Origin of the sequence: Cupriavidus sp. HMR-1 (assembly GCF_000319775.1) — a bacterium.
Taxonomy (GTDB): Bacteria; Pseudomonadota; Gammaproteobacteria; order Burkholderiales; family Burkholderiaceae; genus Cupriavidus; species Cupriavidus metallidurans.
Map to the genome: position 1 here is coordinate 1 of NZ_ANKP01000050.1, position 17,538 is coordinate 17,538.

17 protein-coding genes are annotated in these 17,538 nt (G+C 62.7%); 15 read left to right on the forward strand and 2 right to left on the reverse strand.

Going from position 1 to position 17,538, the window contains the following annotated elements; genetic code table 11:
* From D769_RS07690 to D769_RS07700, 3 genes are all read left to right on the forward strand, one after another.
* Nucleotides 1–445: peptidoglycan DD-metalloendopeptidase family protein (locus D769_RS07690; protein WP_008643738.1), on the forward strand; the 445-nt coding region annotated here is incomplete at its 5' end.
* 6 nt (nucleotides 446–451) lie between these two features.
* A complete protein-coding gene (gene rpoS / locus D769_RS07695; protein ID WP_035882326.1) occupies nucleotides 452–1,612 on the forward strand; it encodes an RNA polymerase sigma factor RpoS in 1,161 nt (386 codons plus the stop codon).
* A complete protein-coding gene (locus D769_RS07700; RefSeq protein WP_008643743.1) occupies nucleotides 1,609–2,445 on the forward strand; it encodes a 3'-5' exonuclease in 837 nt (278 codons plus the stop codon). Before rpoS ends, D769_RS07700 begins: the two co-directional genes overlap by 4 nt.
* A gap of 1 nt (nucleotide 2,446) precedes the next feature.
* Here the strand turns inward: D769_RS07700 and D769_RS07705 are convergent, their stop codons facing one another.
* Nucleotides 2,447–3,301 (reverse strand): endonuclease/exonuclease/phosphatase family protein, encoded by an 855-nt coding sequence (locus tag D769_RS07705; protein ID WP_008643746.1) that lies wholly within the window; start codon nucleotides 3,299–3,301, stop codon nucleotides 2,447–2,449.
* An 89-nt stretch (nucleotides 3,302–3,390) separates the two neighbouring features.
* On the opposite strand from D769_RS07705, the gene rlmD reads away from it, so the two are divergent.
* Nucleotides 3,391–4,791, forward strand: coding sequence for a 23S rRNA (uracil(1939)-C(5))-methyltransferase RlmD (gene rlmD, locus D769_RS07710; RefSeq protein ID WP_008643748.1), 1,401 nt, complete (start codon nucleotides 3,391–3,393; stop codon nucleotides 4,789–4,791).
* Between the two features lie 63 nt (nucleotides 4,792–4,854).
* Here the strand turns inward: rlmD and D769_RS07715 are convergent, their stop codons facing one another.
* Nucleotides 4,855–5,562 (reverse strand): Bax inhibitor-1/YccA family protein, encoded by a 708-nt coding sequence (locus D769_RS07715; protein ID WP_008643750.1) that lies wholly within the window; start codon nucleotides 5,560–5,562, stop codon nucleotides 4,855–4,857.
* Between the two features lie 341 nt (nucleotides 5,563–5,903).
* On the opposite strand from D769_RS07715, the gene ndk reads away from it, so the two are divergent.
* The 11 genes from ndk (at nucleotide 5,904) to hflX (ending at nucleotide 17,476) form a co-directional block, all read left to right on the forward strand.
* Complete coding sequence (gene ndk, locus D769_RS07720; RefSeq protein WP_008643751.1) at nucleotides 5,904–6,329, forward strand: nucleoside-diphosphate kinase; 426 nt, start codon at nucleotides 5,904–5,906, stop codon at nucleotides 6,327–6,329.
* 49 nt (nucleotides 6,330–6,378) lie between these two features.
* Nucleotides 6,379–7,533, forward strand: a complete 1,155-nt coding sequence (gene rlmN, locus D769_RS07725) for a 23S rRNA (adenine(2503)-C(2))-methyltransferase RlmN (protein ID WP_008643752.1) — start codon at nucleotides 6,379–6,381, stop codon at nucleotides 7,531–7,533.
* On the forward strand, nucleotides 7,530–8,306 hold the full coding sequence (gene pilW, locus D769_RS07730; protein ID WP_008643755.1) for a type IV pilus biogenesis/stability protein PilW: 777 nt from the start codon (nucleotides 7,530–7,532) through the stop codon (nucleotides 8,304–8,306). The genes rlmN and pilW overlap by 4 nt, the downstream gene beginning before the upstream one ends.
* Nucleotides 8,299–9,354 (forward strand): RodZ domain-containing protein, encoded by a 1,056-nt coding sequence (locus D769_RS07735; RefSeq protein ID WP_008643757.1) that lies wholly within the window; start codon nucleotides 8,299–8,301, stop codon nucleotides 9,352–9,354. The genes pilW and D769_RS07735 overlap by 8 nt, the downstream gene beginning before the upstream one ends.
* A gap of 48 nt (nucleotides 9,355–9,402) precedes the next feature.
* Entirely contained in the window at nucleotides 9,403–10,695 is a 1,293-nt protein-coding gene (ispG, locus tag D769_RS07740) for a flavodoxin-dependent (E)-4-hydroxy-3-methylbut-2-enyl-diphosphate synthase (protein WP_008643760.1), read from the forward strand.
* Between the two features lie 54 nt (nucleotides 10,696–10,749).
* Nucleotides 10,750–12,093 (forward strand): histidine--tRNA ligase, encoded by a 1,344-nt coding sequence (gene hisS, locus D769_RS07745; protein WP_008643762.1) that lies wholly within the window; start codon nucleotides 10,750–10,752, stop codon nucleotides 12,091–12,093.
* 83 nt (nucleotides 12,094–12,176) lie between these two features.
* A complete protein-coding gene (locus D769_RS07750; protein ID WP_008643763.1) occupies nucleotides 12,177–12,809 on the forward strand; it encodes a tetratricopeptide repeat protein in 633 nt (210 codons plus the stop codon).
* A gap of 33 nt (nucleotides 12,810–12,842) precedes the next feature.
* On the forward strand, nucleotides 12,843–13,994 hold the full coding sequence (gene bamB, locus D769_RS07755; RefSeq protein ID WP_008643765.1) for an outer membrane protein assembly factor BamB: 1,152 nt from the start codon (nucleotides 12,843–12,845) through the stop codon (nucleotides 13,992–13,994).
* A gap of 231 nt (nucleotides 13,995–14,225) precedes the next feature.
* Nucleotides 14,226–15,569, forward strand: coding sequence for a ribosome biogenesis GTPase Der (gene der / locus D769_RS07760; protein WP_008643768.1), 1,344 nt, complete (start codon nucleotides 14,226–14,228; stop codon nucleotides 15,567–15,569).
* Between the two features lie 208 nt (nucleotides 15,570–15,777).
* Complete coding sequence (gene hfq / locus D769_RS07765; RefSeq protein ID WP_008643769.1) at nucleotides 15,778–16,017, forward strand: RNA chaperone Hfq; 240 nt, start codon at nucleotides 15,778–15,780, stop codon at nucleotides 16,015–16,017.
* A 223-nt stretch (nucleotides 16,018–16,240) separates the two neighbouring features.
* Nucleotides 16,241–17,476, forward strand: a complete 1,236-nt coding sequence (gene hflX / locus D769_RS07770; RefSeq protein ID WP_008643771.1) for a GTPase HflX — start codon at nucleotides 16,241–16,243, stop codon at nucleotides 17,474–17,476.
* Nucleotides 17,477–17,538: the final 62 nt, after the last annotated feature.

Sequence of the window (17,538 nt, forward strand, 5' to 3'; positions counted from 1 at the left end):
AGCCGCTGTAGCGGCGGCGCCTGCATCGGCCGCGGCAGCCCCGGCAGCAACGCCTTCGGCATCGGCTTCCGCGCCGGCGTCCGATATTCGCCTGGCTTGGCCGGCCAGCGGCCAATTGATCGGCAAATTTGACGAGAAGAGCAACAAAGGCATTGATATTGCGGGTAAAAAGGGCGATGCAGTGCTGGCCGCCGATGAGGGGCGAGTGATTCACGTTGGCCCCTTGCGCGGCTACGGGAATCTTGTCATCATCAAACACAATGACACGTACTTGACGGCCTACGGGCACAACGACAAGGTGCTGGTCACAGAGCAATCGACGGTCCGCAAGGGCCAGAAGATTGCCGAAATGGGTAACAGTGATTCTGACAGGGTCAAGCTGCACTTCGAGGTCCGCAAAAACGGGAAACCGGTCGATCCGATGCGGTATCTGCCGCCACAGTGAGGTTTCATGCCACGCCAGAAAACTGTCTCATCCGGAGTTGTCAGCAGGACCCGTCGTCCCAAGCAGCCGGAAGGAAAGGCTGGAGTGGCAAGACCTGACGGCGGGATCGACACGGAAATGTTCGGCGACGATCCGGCCGCCGAACTGGTACCCGTCACCGATGAGCCGATCGCGCCAGTTTCGCGTGTCGGCCTGCGCAACACGGACTTGAATGCGGACGACGCCGATCACGACGACGGCGACGAGGATGAATCCGAAGAGGATGAGGAAGAGGGCAGCAGTGAGACCACTGCCGAGCCCGATGACTTCCGTACCGTGTTGCACACGGAACTCGCCGCCGACACGGTCCAGCATTATCTCAATCGCATCAGTATCAAGCCGCTGCTGTCCGCGCCGGAGGAACTCCATTTCTCCACGCTGGCCAAGGGCGGTGATTTTTCCGCGCGTCAGGTGATGATCGAGCGCAATCTGCGTCTCGTGGTCAGCATCGCCAAGGGCTATCTGAATCGGGGTGTGCCGCTGCTCGACTTGATCGAGGAAGGCAACCTGGGCCTGATGCATGCGATCGAGAAATTCGATCCTTCTCGCGGATTCCGCTTTTCGACGTATGCCACCTGGTGGATTCGCCAGAGCATAGAGCGCGCGATCATGAACCAGGCACGCACCGTGCGCTTGCCTGTGCACGTGATTCGCGAACTCAACCAGGTTCTGCGCGCCAAGCGCCATCTTGAAAAAGGTGGCACCGATGGCCGCGACGCCAGCCTCGAGGACATCGCCCACCTGCTCGGCAAGACGCCGGACGAGGTGCAGGATGTGCTGGCACTCAATGAACATACCACCTCGCTCGACACGCCGTTCGATCTCGACCCGGGCTCCAGCCTGCTCGATTTTCTTTCCGACGAGCATAACGCCGCACCCGATCAGGAGGTGGCCCACCGCGAGCTGGAAAACCTGATGAAACTCTGGCTGGCGCGACTGTCGGAGAAGCATCGCTATGTGGTGGAGCGCCGTTTCGGCCTCAATCACATCGAGCCGGCCACGCTCGAGGAGCTGGCCGAGGAAATGGGTCTCACGCGCGAGCGCGTGCGTCAGATCCAGCAGGAAGCACTGGTCAAGCTCAAACGGCATTTCGCTTCGCAAGGTGTACGCAAGGACGCCGTTCTATGACTCCTGTGCTGGTATTCGACATCGAGACGATTCCCGATGTCGACGGCCTGCGCCGTTTGCATGACCATCCCGCATCGATGAGCGACGCCGAAGTCGCCGAGCATGCGTTCGCCGCCCGCCGGGAGAAGACCGGCTCCGACTTCCTGCCGCACTACCTGCAGCGCGTGGCCGCCATTTCGTGCGTGCTGCGTCGGACGCAACGCGACGGATCGGCGGTGTTTCATGTCGGCTCGCTGGGCACGCTCGAGGATGGCGAGGCAACGCTGATCCAGAAGTTCTACGAATTGATTGCGCGCTATAGCCCGCAACTCGTGTCCTGGAATGGTGGCGGCTTCGATCTGCCCGTGCTGCACTACCGTGGCCTGGTTCACGGCGTCTCTGCGCCGCGCTACTGGGAAATGGGCGAGGGCCGCGACGACGACAGCCGCGACTTCAAGTGGAACAACTACATTAGCCGCTATCACATGCGGCACCTCGACCTGATGGACCTGCTGGCGATGTACCAGCCGCGCGCGAGCGCGCCACTCGACGATCTGGCGAAGCTGTGCGGATTCCCCGGCAAGATGGGGATGGACGGCAGCAAGGTCTGGGAAGCCTATCAGGCGGGAAAGCTGAACGAGATCCGCGACTACTGCGAGACCGATGTCGTCAACACGTACCTGATGTACTGTCGCTTTCAGCTCATGCGCGGCGGCCTGACGCCGCGCGAGTTCGATATGGAGGTGGCACTGGCCCAGGAGACGCTGGCAGAGCTTCCCGGGGAGCAGTGGATGGAATACCTGCGGGCGTTCCGACTCCAGCCGATGAGCCCGGAGAGCGAGGACGACGACTGATCTACAGATCCATCGTCAGGTGGATCGGTTGATGGTCCGATGCATCTGTGCGGTCGTTGACCTCGCACCGGCCCACATTCCCGAGCAGATCGTCTGTCACGAATACGAAGTCACAGGCGAAGGGTGGCTCCGGCCATTGCTCCTTGTCGAACAGTGCGCAGGTGGGTGCGTGCGGTTGCCCGGGATGCATATGGATCCATGCGTCGTGCCAGTCCGGCGTGACGCCGCCATAGGTTTCCACCATGCGCAGATAGGCCCCAGCTTCCGGCCGGCTGTTGAAGTCGCCGCACAGGATCGCCTCGCTCGGCCGGGGTTCCGGTGTGAACGGGCCGGGCCGGCTTTCCGATCGACCCGGGTGGCGCGCGTGGTCGCAAGCCTGCACATGCCAGTCGCGTAACGCTTCGGTCTGCGCCGTGCGCTGCGATGTCGAGTAATACTCCAGGTGCGTGCAGATGATGCGCAGCAGTCGACTGCCGGCCTGCACCGTGACTTCCAGTGCCACGCGGGGCATTGATGCGACATCGGGATCGGCGGGCCAGGGCAGGGCATGGTGGAAGATCTCGCGCACTGGCAGGCGAGTGGCGATTACGTTACCGAATTGGCGCGGGCTGCCGTCACGGTGGGTCCGGTCGACGCCGGGGGCGAAGATCACCTGGTAGTCCGGCAACAGGGCGGAGAGTTCGGCCACCTGATCGGGGCCGGGGTGGCCGGCAAGGTCGCTGAAGCCGCGCGTGATTTCCTGCAGGCAGAGCACGTCGGCATCGGCCATTCCACGCAGGGTGTCAACAATGCGTGCGAGATCGACCTTGCCGTCGGCCCCGCGGCCCCACTGGATATTCCACGAAATCAGTTCCATAGCCTGCCCCTTCGGTGTCGGGCGCCGCGACTGGACTACAATCGCGCTTTTGCAAAACAATACGACAGGTCCCACTGGTGTCTCAAGCCGTGTCTTCCCAGCCCAATCCGACAAGCCGCCCGGACGCGGCATCTGCCGCTTCCGCCGCTTCCAATGATCCCGTCGTCAAGATCGACAGCCTCGACATGGAGGCGCGTGGCGTCGGCCGTCTGGAGAACGAGGACGGCACGCCAGGCAAGGTGATTTTCGTCGAGGGCGCGCTGCCCGGCGAGACGGTGGCGTATCGCAGCTATCGCCGCAAGCCTAGCTACGAACAGGCCCATCTCGTCGAGGTGAAGCAGGCCTCCGTCATGCGGGTGGAGCCGGGTTGCCAGCATTTTGGCGTGTGCGGCGGCTGCTCGATGCAGCACCTGGATTCGCGCGCGCAACTGGCAATCAAGCAGCGTGTGCTCGAAGACAATCTCTGGCACCTGTCGAAGGTGAAGCCCGACGTCGTGTTCCGCCCGATCGCGGGCCCGGATTGGGGCTATCGCTACCGCGCCCGTCTGACGGTGCGGCACGTTGCCAAGAAGGGTGGAGTGCTGGTGGGCTTCCACGAGCGCAAGAGCAGCTATGTGGCGGACATGACGCGCTGCGAGATCCTGCCGCCGCATGTGTCGGCAATACTGGTGCCGCTGCGCGAGTTGGTGGGCGGCCTGTCGATCCATGATCGGATGCCGCAGATCGAACTGGCCGTTGGTGCGGAGGTGACCGCACTTGTGTTGCGCATCCTGGAGCCGCTCAACGACGCCGACAAGGACTTGCTGCGGGCCTTCGCCGATCAGCATCAGGTGCAGTTCTGGCTCCAGCCGAAGGGGCCGGACACGGTCTATCCGTTTTATCCGGCCGAGCAGGAGCTGGCCTATACGCTGCCCGAATTCGGCATCCGGATGCCGTTCAAGCCGACCGACTTCACGCAGGTCAATCACCAGATCAATCGCGTGCTGATTGGTCGCGCGCTACGTCTGCTGGATGCGAAGCCGACTGACCGGCTGCTCGACCTGTTCTGCGGCATTGGCAATTTCACGCTGCCGCTGGCGACGCAGGGTGCGTCCGTCATGGGGATCGAGGGAAGCGAGGCGCTGACCACGCGTGCGCTGGCCAATGCCGAGTACAACGGGCTGGCAGCCAAGACGTCCTTCGCCTGCCGCAATCTGTTCGAGGTGACCGCCGAGGACATCGCGGCGCTGGGCCGCTTCGACCGCTGGCTGGTAGACCCGCCGCGCGAGGGTGCGCTGGCTGTCTGCAAGGCGCTTGCTGAACTGAGTCAGGCCGGTAGCGACGTGCTGCCGAAGCGTATCGTCTACGTGTCGTGCAGTCCGGCGACGCTGGCGCGCGACGCGGGCTTGCTGGTGCACGAGGCCGGCTACCGCCTGGCCGGCGCGGGCGTGGTCAATATGTTCCCGCATACGTCGCACGTGGAGTCGATCGCGGTGTTCGAACGCGACTGAATCCACATGGCGCGCTCATGAAAAAAGCCGCCCGAGGGCGGCTTTTTCGTTGGCAGATGCGGGTCAGTCGCGGCTGCCGCCTGCGATGCCGAGCAAGGCCAGCAGGTTCACGAACACGTTGTACACGTCCAGGTAGATCGCGAGCGTGGCGGTCACGTAGTTGGTTTCACCGCCATTCACCACGCGCTGCACGTCCACCAGGATGAACGCCGAGAAGATGCCGATAGCGATCACGGACAGCGTGATCATCAGCGCCGGCAGTTGCAGCCAGATGTTGGCCAGGCTGGCCAGGATCAGCAGGATCACGCCGACGAACAGGAACTTGGCCAGGCCGGAGAAGTCACGCTTGCTCACGCTGGCAATGGTGGCCATCACGCCGAAAACGGCTGCGGTACCGCCAAAGGCGTACATGATCAGTGCAGGGCCGTTCGAGAACGACAGCGTGAAGCTGAGGATGCGCGCCAGCATCAGACCCATGAAGAAGGTGAAGGCCAGCAGCAGGACCACGCCCATGCTGCTGTTCTTGGTCTTCTCAATGGCGAACATGAAGCCGAAGGCGACCGCGAGGAACAGCACGGCCGACATCATCGGGCTGCCAGCGATCATCGCGGTGAATCCAGTGACCACGCCGATCCAGGCGCCGATCACGGTTGGAATCATCGAAATGGCCAGCAGCCAGTAAGTATTGCGAAGGACCCGGTTGCGGACGGCTACATCAGTGGCGCTCGCAGCACTATTGCCGAAACCATAGGTATTCAGCTTGTTGTTCATGGTGACTCCTGTCATCAGATATCAGTGAGGCGCCGGGGCAACCCGGCCAGCACAGCGCCAATGTGGCATCGCGCCCGCGGATTTGCAAGGGGGGCTTTGTATGGACAATATCCCCGTTCAATAGTTGTTTTCCGAAAACGCAAACATTTGACGGGGTCTACGCGCTTCCGTTCCCGCGATTTCCGGTCGATAAGTTACTTATGGATATCTTTTTGCCCGGTGGTCTGCGGCGTCGGGCACGCCTGGAAATGCATTGGCAGGCATGTTCGAAACCGCCATGCGGTCGTGCTAGAATTGCACGTTTAATCCATTTGTAACCCCTTCATTTTTCGGAGTTTTTCATGGCGATCGAACGCACCCTGTCGATTATCAAGCCGGATGCTGTGGCCAAGAACGTTATCGGCCAGATCTACGCCCGTTTCGAGGCCGCCGGCCTGAAAGTCGTTGCAGCCAAGATGGCTCACCTGTCGCGCGGTGAAGCCGAGCAGTTCTACGCTGTTCACAAGGAGCGCCCGTTCTTCAAGGATCTGGTGGACTTCATGGTTTCGGGCCCGGTCATGATCCAGGCTCTGGAAGGCGAAAGCGCTATCGCCAAGAACCGCGACCTGATGGGCGCCACCGACCCGAAGAAGGCTGAAAAGGGCACGATCCGCGCCGATTTCGCCGACAGCATTGACGCTAACGCCGTGCACGGTTCGGATGCTCCGGAAACGGCTGCCGCGGAAGTGGCTTTCTTCTTCCCGGGCATGAACGTTTACAGCCGCTGATTGTCTCTGACATCACGACTGAACCTGTAGTCAAGTTGGAACTGCCGTCATGAACAATCTCGTCAACCTGCTCGATCTCGACGCGGACGCGCTCACCGCCTATTGCGGCGAGCTCGGCGAGAAGCCATTCCGTGCGCGGCAGTTGCAGCGCTGGATCCACCAGTTTGGAGCCAGCCACTTCGACGCCATGACGGATCTCGCCAAGTCGCTGCGCGAAAAGCTCGCGACGCGTGCCGAGATCCGCTCGCCCGCTGCCATTTCGGACAATACATCGTCCGATGGCACGCGCAAATGGCTGCTCGATGTGGGGGACGGTAACGCGGTGGAGACGGTGTACATCCCCGAGGACACGCGCGGCACGCTGTGTGTGTCGTCGCAGGCGGGGTGCGCCGTCAATTGCCGGTTCTGTTCGACCGGCAAGCAAGGTTTTTCCCGCAATCTCTCCACCGGTGAGATTATCGGCCAGCTCTGGATGGCCGAGTTCGCGATGCGCGCCCAACTGGGTCGCGGCCCCAAGGACGAGCGTGTCATCTCCAATGTGGTGATGATGGGCATGGGCGAGCCGCTGCTCAACTATGACGCGGTCGTGCCGGCCATGCGGCTGATGCTCGATGACAATGCGTACGGCCTGTCGCGCCGGCGCGTGACGTTGTCCACGTCCGGCGTGGTGCCGATGATGGACCGCCTGTCGAAGGACTTGCCCGTGGCGCTGGCGGTTTCGCTACACGCCTCGAATGATGCGCTGCGCGACGTGCTCGTGCCGCTCAACCGCAAGTACCCGCTGGCCGAGCTGATGGCGGCTTGTCGCCGCTACCTGGAATTCGCCCCGCGCGATTTCATTACTTTCGAATACTGCATGCTCGATGGCGTCAACGATGGCGTCGAACATGCGCGGGAACTGTTGAAGCTTGTGGCCGACGTGCCGTGCAAGTTCAACCTGATTCCGTTCAACCCGTTCCCGGAATCGGGGCTGAAGCGCTCGAACAACGAGCAGATTCGCCGCTTCGCCCAGATATTGATGGATGCGGGGATTGTCACAACGATCCGCAAAACACGAGGCGACGACATCGACGCCGCGTGTGGCCAGCTTGCTGGCGAAGTCATGGATCGTACCCGTCTGGCCGAGCGCGGCAAGTTCGGCAAGATCACGCCACTGGTGCCGGTGGCTGACGCCGGCGCCCCTCGGGAGGCCCGTCCTGCATGACCCGTCTGATCGTTGCTGCCCTGCTCGGGCTGATGCTGTCCGCCTGTTCGTTGCCGCCTGCACCCGCCCAGGACATCAAGACCGCTTCCGATCAGACTCCGGCCGACAAGCGCGCCAGTATCAGGCTGCGCCTGGCCACGCAGTACCTTGAGGCGCGCCAGTATTCGGTGGCGCTTGACGAGGTCAAGCAGGCCATCAATATCGATCCGACGCTGGTCGACGCTTATCACGTTCGCGCGCTGATCTACATGGGCATGAACGAGACCGCCCTGGCCGAGGACAGTTTCCGCACCGCGCTGAGCATGCGCGACAGCGACCCGGATGTGTTGAACAACTACGGCTGGTTCCTGTGTCAGAACAACCGCTATGCAGAGGCGAAGACCATGCTGCAGCGCGCGGTGCAGGCACCGTCCATCAATGGCCCCGTCAAGCCGTTGACGAACCTGGGCGCTTGCGAGATGCGCAATGGCGACCTGATTTCGGCGCAGAAGAGTCTCCAGGCGGCCTATGGCTACGACCGCAATGATCCGGCGTTGCTGACGAACCTCGCGCAGCTCAGTTTCCAACGCGGGGAGATGCCGCAGGCCAGGGACTACGTTGGCCGCGTCAACAGCAGCCGCTTTGCCAGCGCGCAATCCCTCTGGCTGGGTGCGCGCATCGCCCGCCGACAGGGCGATACCGAAACACAGAACGCACTCACGGCACAACTGCGCAGCCGGTTCCCCGACTCGCGCGAGTTGACCGCATACGAGAGAGGAGCTTGGGATGAGTGAACAAGAGCGCGCCGACAGCCAGGCCGCGACGACGGGTCACGTCGGCGGTGGCGCGACAGACTCCGACCGCGAGGCCGTTGCCCGCGAGATCGGGGCGAAATTGAAAGACGCTCGCGAGGCGCAGCGGCTTTCTTTGGAAGATGTCAGTGCACGACTGAAGGTGGCAGCGTCGAAGCTTGTCGCCATCGAGTCGGGCAATGTATCGAGCCTGCCCGATGTGACGTTCGCCAAGGGTGTGATGCGTGCTTACGCGCGGGCGCTCCAGGTGAATATCGACGGGTTGCTGGGGCGCTATCACGCGCAGGCTCAGGCCACGCCGGTTACCGGGATCACGCAGCGTCATGAAGGCGCACTCAATCAGGCTTTCGACGATCGCAATCGCTTCGGTTCGAAGGGTACTGGCGGTGGTGCCGGTGGGCGCTGGGTCTGGCTGGTTTGCGTGCTGGCCTTGATCGGCGTTGGTGGATATTTCGGCTTTGATCATGCCAAGGCATGGGTCGAAGCCCGCAGCAAGGCCGCGGCCGAGGCGCCCAAACCGGCTGTTGTCGATGAGCGGGCCCAGGAGCAGAGCAATAACGATGGCACGGTGAGCGCAGCGTTGCCGCCGGTGATGACCGGCAACGACTCGCCAGCGCCGTCCGAGACTGCTTCGGCATCAGCTGCGCAGTCCGTGGCAGTCACGCCGGCTCCGGCTACCACGTCGGCGGGTTTGCCGATGGTCACGGGTGGAGAGGCGCCCGCTGAAGCGGCAAAAACGCCAGCCGCTACGCCGGCTGCCACGGTTCCCGCTGCGCAGGGCGACAGTGCGGGTGCTGTGCAGATCCGTTTCTCGGCCGATAGCTGGTATGAAGTACGAGACCGCACCGGCAAGGTCATTCTCGGCGGTACGGCCAAGGCTGGCGATACCGTGTCGGGTGGTGGCGCGGGCGGGCCCTACAAGGTCATTCTCGGGAATGTGAAGGGCGTTGAGTCGCTGACGCACAATGGTGCCGCAGTGAACTTCCAGGCGTCCAACCGGAATAACGTGGCCCGCCTGACCCTGCAGTAATGCGCTGCGGGTGGCGCGGTCAGCCATGCAAGAAAAGGTGGTAATGCAATGAACCAGAACGCTTTCCAGCCCGTGATCCCGGGCCCGCTGCCGCGTCGCATTTCGCGCCAGGCCAGTGTTGTGTGGGGCGACAACATCGTGACGATCGGCGGCGGCGCGCCAGTGCGCGTGCAGTCGATGACCAACACCGATACGGTGGATGCCATTGGCACCGCAATCCAGATCAAGGAACTGGCACGCGCCGGTTCGGAGATCGTCCGTATCACGGTGAACACGCCGGAAGCCGCCGCGGCCGTGCCGGCGATTCGCGAGCAACTCGACCGTATGGGCGTGAATGTGCCGCTGGTGGGCGACTTCCACTACAACGGCCATACCCTGCTGCATGACTATCCCGAGTGCGCGCAGGCGCTCTCGAAGTACCGGATCAACCCCGGCAATGTGGGCAAGGGCGCCAAGCGCGACAAGCAGTTCGCCGAGATGATCGAGATGGCATGCCGCTACAACAAGCCGGTGCGTATCGGCGTGAACTGGGGCAGCCTGGATCAGGATCTGCTGGCACGCATCATGGACGAGAACGCCCAGCGCGCCGAACCGTGGCCCGCGCAAAGCGTGATGGTAGAGGCGCTGATCACGTCGGCGATCGAGTCGGCCCAGAAGGCCGAAGAGATCGGTTTGCCGGCCAATCAGATCATTCTGTCGTGCAAGGTATCGCAGGTGCAGGAACTGGTCGCGGTGTACCGCGAGCTGGCGCGCCGCTGCGACTATGCGCTGCATCTGGGTCTGACTGAAGCCGGCATGGGCAGCAAGGGCATCGTTGCGTCGACGGCTGCGCTGTCGGTGCTGCTGCAGGAAGGTATCGGCGACACGATCCGGATTTCGCTGACGCCGGAACCCGGCGCGCCGCGCGAGAAGGAAGTCTACGTCGGTCAGGAAATCCTGCAGACGATGGGGCTGCGCAACTTCACGCCGATGGTGATCGCGTGCCCGGGTTGCGGCCGCACCACCAGCACGACGTTCCAGGAACTGGCGGCAAGCATCCAGTCGTATCTGCGCGAGCAGATGCCGGTCTGGAAGACGGACTATCCGGGCGTGGAAGAAATGGATGTGGCCGTGATGGGCTGCATCGTCAACGGCCCTGGCGAAAGCAAGCACGCCAACATCGGTATTTCGCTGCCGGGTTCGGGCGAATCGCCTGCGGCGCCGGTGTTCGTGGACGGCGTCAAGGTGAAGACCCTGCGCGGCGAGAACATCGCGCAGGAGTTTCAGGCGATCGTCGACGAGTATGTACGTTCGCACTACGGTCCGGGCGCGAAACAGGCTTCACAAGAAGCGGTGGCCTGATCGATTCGGCGCCATCGCGCAAGGATCGGGCATCACCGTAACAACAAATCAGACATGAGCGAAGACAAGACGAAGGCCGCCAAGGCACTGCAGGGCGTGAAGGGCATGAACGACATGCTGCCCACTGACGCCCCGCTGTGGGATATGTTCGAAAGCGCGGCGCGCAGCATGTTGCGCGCCTATGGCTACCAGCAGATCCGCACGCCGATCGTCGAGCATACCCAGCTGTTCGTGCGCGGTATCGGCGAGGTCACAGACATCGTCGAGAAGGAGATGTACTCCTTCACCGATTCCCTGAACGGCGAGAATCTGACGCTGCGTCCGGAAGGCACCGCCGCGGCCGTGCGTTCGACGATCGAGCATAACCTGCTGTATGACGGCCCCAAGCGTCTCTGGTACATCGGTCCGATGTTCCGTCACGAGCGTCCGCAGCGCGGCCGCTATCGTCAGTTCCACCAGCTCGGCGCGGAAGCGCTCGGCTTTGCCGGCCCGGACGTCGACGCGGAAATCATCCTGATGTGCCAGCGCCTGTGGGACGACCTCGGGCTGACCAACGTGCGTCTGGAACTGAACTCGCTGGGCCAGGCACACGAGCGCGCCGCGCATCGCGAGCAGCTCATCAAGTACCTGGAAGGCTTCCAGGACATCCTCGATGAGGACAGCAAGCGTCGTCTGTACACGAACCCGTTGCGCGTGCTGGACACGAAGAATCCGGCGCTGCAGGAGATGGCCGCCAATGCGCCGAAGCTGATCGATTTCCTCGGGGAAGAGTCGCTCGCGCACTTCGAGGGCGTCAAGAGGATCCTGCTTGCCAACAATATTCCGTTCAAGATCAACCCGCGTCTGGTGCGCGGCCTGGACTACTACAACCTGACCGTGTTCGAGTGGATCACGGACAAGCTGGGTGCCCAGGGCACGATCGCCGGCGGTGGCCGTTATGACCCGCTGATCCAGCAGATGGGCGGCAAGCCTGCGCCGGCATGCGGCTGGGCAATGGGCATCGAGCGGATCATCGAACTGATCCGCGAAGAAAACCTGGTGCCGGATGTGCAGGGCTGTGACGTCTACATGGTCCACCAGGGTGAATTGGCGAACCAGCAGGCAATGATCGCCGCCGAACGCCTGCGTGACGCCGGGCTGGACGTGGTCCTCCATGCTACGCCGGACGGCAAGAGCGGGAGCTTCAAGTCGCAGATGAAGCGTGCCGATGCAAGTGGCGCATCCTTTGCAGTTATCATTGGCGACGACGAAATCGCCGCAGGCACGGTGCAGGTCAAGCAACTGCGCGGCGGCAATGCGGCCGAAGGTGGCCAGCAAACCACTGTGCCGGCCGAGCAGGTTGTCGAATTCATCATCGACGCGATGGTCGATGAGATCGAAGGCGACGACGAGCAATAATCTGCCGTTCCCTATCGCAGCACCCGGTCGTTGTCCCTGACGGCGGTCGGTTATATTCAACCTAAGCAGGTAACTGCCTCGACATGGCTTACGATCTAGAAGAACAGGAACAGCTTGAGAGTCTCAAGGCCTGGTGGAAACAGTATGGCAACGCTGTCACCTGGGCGTTGATTGTCATCTTGCTCGGGTTGGCTGCCTGGAGTGGTTGGGGTTACTGGCAGCGTGTCCAGGCGCGCGATGCGTCGATGCTGTATGAGCAGGTCACCAAGGCTGCGGAAAGCCGCGACGCCGACCGCGTGAAGCGCGCCGCTACCGACCTCGAAGAGAAGTTTGGTCGTACCGCCTATGGCCCGATGAGCGCGTTGGTTGCGGCCAAGGTGCTGTACGAAGCCGGTGATCTGGCTGGCGCCAAGACCCAGCTCCAGTGGGCGATCGACCATGGCGGTGACGACTACGCGCCGCTGGCCCGTGTGCGCATGGCTGGCGTGCTGCTGGACGAGAAGGCCTATGACCAGGGTCTGGCGCTACTGAAGGACGAGCCGGCCGCGCCTTACGCTGCGCTGTTCGCAGACCGTCGTGGCGATCTGCTGGCCGCCCAGGACAAGCGCGAGGAAGCGCGTACCGCCTATCGCAGCGCGCTCGACAAGCTCGGCAGCGGTGAGGCGGCCATGCGCCAGATCATCCAGTTCAAACTCGATGCGCTGGGCGCGGCCTGAGCGGCCCCAGTTCCTCACTAAGGATTGCACCGTATGACGTCATTGCTTCGCGTAGCTGCCACCCGCACGATCGTTGCCGGCACCTGCCTCGGCCTGCTGGCAGGCTGCTCGCTGTTCAGCAAGGAAAACAAGCATCCGCCCACGGAGCTGAAGCCGATTGCAGCGACGCTGTCGGTCAAGCAGGCCTGGAAGGCCGACGTGGGTAAGGGTGGCCCGTACGTGATGTCGCCGGTGGCGTCGGGTAATACGGTTTATGTGTCGTCGAACGGCGGCACCGTGCTGGCGCTCGATGGCGCAACCGGTCAGACGCGCTGGAAGGCGAAGACGGATCTGGACTTGACGTCCGGTCCCGGCACCGACGGTACGGTAACGGCCGTGGCGGGTGAAAAGGGTGCGATCTACGCGTTCGACGCCAGCGGCAAGCAGATCTGGAAGAAGCAAGTCAACGGCGAGGTGCTGTCGGCTCCGCTGGTTGGCAACGGTCTGGTGGTCGTTCGTACCACCGATACGCGCCTGATTGGCATGGATGCCACGACGGGCGAGCGGCGCTGGATCTATCAGCGCACGCAGACCCCGCTGAACCTGCGTGCCGCCATGGGCATGGTGTTCGCCGGCGACGGCATCGTCACCGGCTTCCCGGGCGGCAAGCTCGGCGTGCTTGCCCCGGCCAATGGCGCGCTACGGTGGGAAAGCACCGTGTCGTACCCGAAGGGCGTCTCGGAGATCGAGCGTCTGAACGATGTGACCGGCATGCCGGCCGTTAATGGTCGCCAGGTGTGCGCGACGACGTTCCAGGGGCGCGTGTCGTGCCTGGAACTGACCAACGGCCAGCCGCAATGGGGCAAGGATTTCTCGTCGCCGAGCGGGCTGGCACAGGATGATACCTCGCTGTATGCCAGCGACGAGACGTCGGCGGTGTACGCGTTCGATCGCCAGAACGGTAATGAACGCTGGAAGAACACTGAGCTGCGGTATCGTAGTCTCGGCGCGCCCGTGGCCGTGGGCCGCTCGGTGGTGGTGGGCGACTTCGAGGGCTTCGTTCACTTCCTGTCGCGCGAAGACGGCAAGATCCTGGCCCGTATGAAGACCGACGGCAGCGCGGTTACCGCAGCGCCGGTCATGGCCGGTCAGACCCTGGTGGTCCAGACCCGCGATGGCGATATTTACGGCTTCGTGCCGGACTGATCGCCAGCGCACGTAACGCACCCAAGGCCGCCCGTGCCCCTGTCGCGCGGGCGGCGCCAATCCGGTAGCATGATCCCTGGTCGTGCCAACAACTGCGGAATCGGGCCCAAGGCTCCGGTTCCGCCGACAGGAAAAGCGGCCAGACGTGCATAGGCACGGTGGTTGTCGGATCAACATGACTCCGGAATAGCTGGGGGACGGCGAAAGCCTCCCCCTGTTTCCGTTTATTGAATGAAACCAGTTATCGCACTCGTCGGCCGGCCCAATGTAGGGAAGTCGACGCTATTCAATCGCATGACCCGCTCGCGCGACGCGCTCGTCGCCGATTTGCCGGGCCTGACACGGGACCGCCATTACGGCGAGGGCCGTATCGGCGATCGCCCCTTCATCGTGATCGATACCGGGGGCTTCGAGCCGGTGGCCAAGGAAGGTATCGTGGCCGAAATGGCCAAGCAGACGCGCCAGGCCGTGGTGGAAGCGGATGTCGTCATCTTCCTTGTCGATGGTCGCCTGGGGCTGGCGCCGCAGGACCGTGTCATCGCGGATTACCTCCGCAAGACAGGTCGTCGCGTGATGCTGGCGATCAACAAGGCCGAGGGCATGAAGTACACCTCGGTGGCCGCGGATTTCTATGAACTCGGCATGGGTGACCCGTACGCGATCTCATCGACGCATGGCGACGGCGTGCACGAACTGGTCGATGAAGCCCTTGACCTGGCCGTTCAGGAGCGTCCGGAGTTGGCCGATCAGGAAGATGCCGGTCAGCACGGCGTCAAGATCGCCATCGTTGGCCGCCCGAATGTCGGCAAGTCCACGCTCGTGAACACCCTGATCGGCGAAGAGCGCGTGATTGCCTTCGATATGCCGGGTACCACGCGCGACGCGATCTATGTGGAGTTCGAGCGCGGCGGCAAGCCATACACGCTGATTGACACGGCTGGCCTGCGCAAGCGCGGCAAGGTGTTCGAAGCGATCGAGAAGTTCTCGGTGGTCAAGACGCTGCAGTCGATCGCGGACGCCAACGTGGTGGTGCTGCTGCTGGATGCCCAGCAGGATATTTCCGAGCAAGACGCGCATATCGCCGGCTTCATTGTGGAGTCGGGCAGGGCGTTGGTGGTGGGCGTGAACAAGTGGGATGGCCTGGACGGCCATCAGCGCGATCGGGTCAAGCACGACCTCGAGCGCAAGCTGCAGTTCCTGAGCTTCGCGAACCTCCACTTCGTATCCGCCCGCGAGCGCACCGGCATTGGCGCGCTGCTGCGCTCGGTGGACGACGCATACGCCGCCGCGATGATCAAGCTTCCGACACCGCAGATCACGCGGGTGCTCCAGGAAGCGGTGGAGTTCCAGCAGCCGAAGCGCGTGGGTGTGTCCCGTCCGAAACTGCGCTACGCGCACCAGGGTGGTTCAAATCCGCCGATCATCGTTGTGCACGGGAATGCGCTGTCCGGCGTGACCGACGCGTACCGGCGCTACCTCGAGAACCGCTTCCGCACGGCGTTCAAACTCAAGGGAACACCGCTTCGGATCGAATTTCGTACGAACAAAAACCCGTACGCCGACTCGAAGGATTGACCAGGAAAAGGGACAGGTTTTGCCGCCAAGTTTCGTTTGCGTTCGTTTGGAACTGCGGCTAAATTCACGGTAGCGGGGAAACCCTGCTCGTAGATGCCAGCCTGGTACCGTTTTTGATCTTTTTTTGGCGCATCTTGCGCCAACTGGCTTGAACCGGGGATTTTCGTCCCCATGATCCATCACTAAATCTATAAATTTGGAGTGTGCCATGAGCAACAAAGGGCAATTGCTACAAGACCCGTTCCTGAATGCGCTGCGCAAAGAGCACGTGCCAGTTTCCATCTACCTCGTCAATGGCATCAAGCTGCAAGGCAATATCGAGTCGTTCGACCAGTACGTCGTCCTGCTGCGTAACACTGTGACGCAGATGGTTTACAAGCATGCGATTTCCACCGTCGTGCCGGCGCGCGCCGTCAATTTCCGTGTGGATGATTCTCCCGAGAGCTGATTTTTCCTCTCCCATGGGCGGCCGCATCTCCGTGCGGCCGTCGCATCGCGTGCCTCGGCTCATCAGCCGTCTTTTCCGCCCGGAACGGGCGAACCCATCCGCCGCTTCCCGCTTGCAACCTGAACCTGTCCCGAGCCTCACGGCGTCCGGGGGCTGCAGGCTGCGCCAGCGCGGCCAGATTTTGTCTTAACCACGATTCCTTCGGCGCACTGCGTCCACCCGCTTGCAACCCAGAGCTACCTCCCAAACCGAACCGACCCGCGCCATCCTGGTTGGCGTCGACTTCGGCAAGCATGACTTCCAGGAAAGCCTTTCCGAACTGGCGCTGTTGACGACCACGGCCGGCTCGGTGCCTGTGCACACGCTGACCGGCAAGCGTTCGCGCCCCGATCCGGCGCTCTTCATCGGTTCCGGCAAGGCCGAGGAACTGCGACAGGCCGCTGACGCGCTGGATGCCGATGTGGTGGTGTTCAACCACGCCTTGAGTCCTGCCCAGCAGCGTAACCTGGAGCGATTCCTGGGGCGCCATGTGATCGACCGAACCGGTCTGATCCTGGATATCTTTGGTCAGCGCGCACAGAGCCACGTCGGCAAGGTGCAGGTGGAACTGGCGCAGGTGCAGTACCAGGCGTCGCGCCTGGTTCGCGCGTGGAGCCACCTGGAGCGGCAGAAGGGTGGTATCGGGATGCGCGGCGGCCCTGGCGAGCGACAGCTCGAACTGGACCGGCGGATGCTCGATGATCGCGCCAAACGGCTCAAGTCCGATCTGGCGCGCCTGCAGCGCCAGCACCATACCCAGCGCCGCGCCCGCGCCCGTAATGACACGCTCAGTATCTCGCTGGTCGGATATACGAACGCCGGCAAGTCGACGCTGTTCAATGCGCTGACCAAGGCGCGGGCCTATGCGGCCGATCAGCTTTTTGCCACGCTCGATACGACCTCGCGCCGCCTGTTTCTCGACGGATTCGGCAATGTGGTGCTGTCCGACACCGTCGGGTTCATCCGGGATCTGCCGACACAACTCGTGGCGGCGTTCCGCGCCACGCTCGACGAGACCGTGCATGCCGACCTGCTCCTGCATGTGGTCGACGCATCGAGTCCGGTGCGCCACGAGCAGATTGAACAGGTCAATCGTGTACTCGCCGAGATCGACGCCTCGGACATTCCGCAGATCGTGGTCATGAACAAGATCGATGCGGCACCTGAGTTGCTCGAACTCGGCCCCCGTATCGAGCGCGACGAAGACGGTGTTCCAACGAAGGTGTTCGTCTCCGCCCGGGATGGCCTGGGGCTGGACGGTCTCCGCGAGGCCATCGTCGAGATGGCCCAGTGGCTGTCGTCGCGGCCGGAGGCCCCGGCCCCTTATGATCCAAGGCTGGAAGGGCTGCAGCCCGCCCAGGATGGGGAGCCGTGGGACGTCGATGACGAACCAGATACCCACCAGCAAGGTGCCAATTGATCGTTTTTGAACGAGAATCCCCGCCCAATTGGGGATTCTGGGCAAAAGTGATCAAGATGGCT

Bases quoted from the DNA above. Each gene is read 5' to 3' on its own strand.
- rpoS (WP_035882326.1), top strand. From the start codon at position 452: ATGCCACGCCAGAAAACTGTCTCATCCGGAGTTGTCAGCAGGACCCGT.
- D769_RS07700 (WP_008643743.1), top strand. From the start codon at position 1,609: ATGACTCCTGTGCTGGTATTCGACATCGAGACGATTCCCGATGTCGAC.
- D769_RS07705 (WP_008643746.1), bottom strand. From the start codon at position 3,301: ATGGAACTGATTTCGTGGAATATCCAGTGGGGCCGCGGGGCCGACGGC.
- D769_RS07715 (WP_008643750.1), bottom strand. From the start codon at position 5,562: ATGAACAACAAGCTGAATACCTATGGTTTCGGCAATAGTGCTGCGAGC.
- ndk (WP_008643751.1), top strand. From the start codon at position 5,904: ATGGCGATCGAACGCACCCTGTCGATTATCAAGCCGGATGCTGTGGCC.
- rlmN (WP_008643752.1), top strand. From the start codon at position 6,379: ATGAACAATCTCGTCAACCTGCTCGATCTCGACGCGGACGCGCTCACC.
- pilW (WP_008643755.1), top strand. From the start codon at position 7,530: ATGACCCGTCTGATCGTTGCTGCCCTGCTCGGGCTGATGCTGTCCGCC.
- D769_RS07735 (WP_008643757.1), top strand. From the start codon at position 8,299: ATGAGTGAACAAGAGCGCGCCGACAGCCAGGCCGCGACGACGGGTCAC.
- ispG (WP_008643760.1), top strand. From the start codon at position 9,403: ATGAACCAGAACGCTTTCCAGCCCGTGATCCCGGGCCCGCTGCCGCGT.
- hisS (WP_008643762.1), top strand. From the start codon at position 10,750: ATGAGCGAAGACAAGACGAAGGCCGCCAAGGCACTGCAGGGCGTGAAG.
- D769_RS07750 (WP_008643763.1), top strand. From the start codon at position 12,177: ATGGCTTACGATCTAGAAGAACAGGAACAGCTTGAGAGTCTCAAGGCC.
- bamB (WP_008643765.1), top strand. From the start codon at position 12,843: ATGACGTCATTGCTTCGCGTAGCTGCCACCCGCACGATCGTTGCCGGC.
- der (WP_008643768.1), top strand. From the start codon at position 14,226: ATGAAACCAGTTATCGCACTCGTCGGCCGGCCCAATGTAGGGAAGTCG.
- hfq (WP_008643769.1), top strand. From the start codon at position 15,778: ATGAGCAACAAAGGGCAATTGCTACAAGACCCGTTCCTGAATGCGCTG.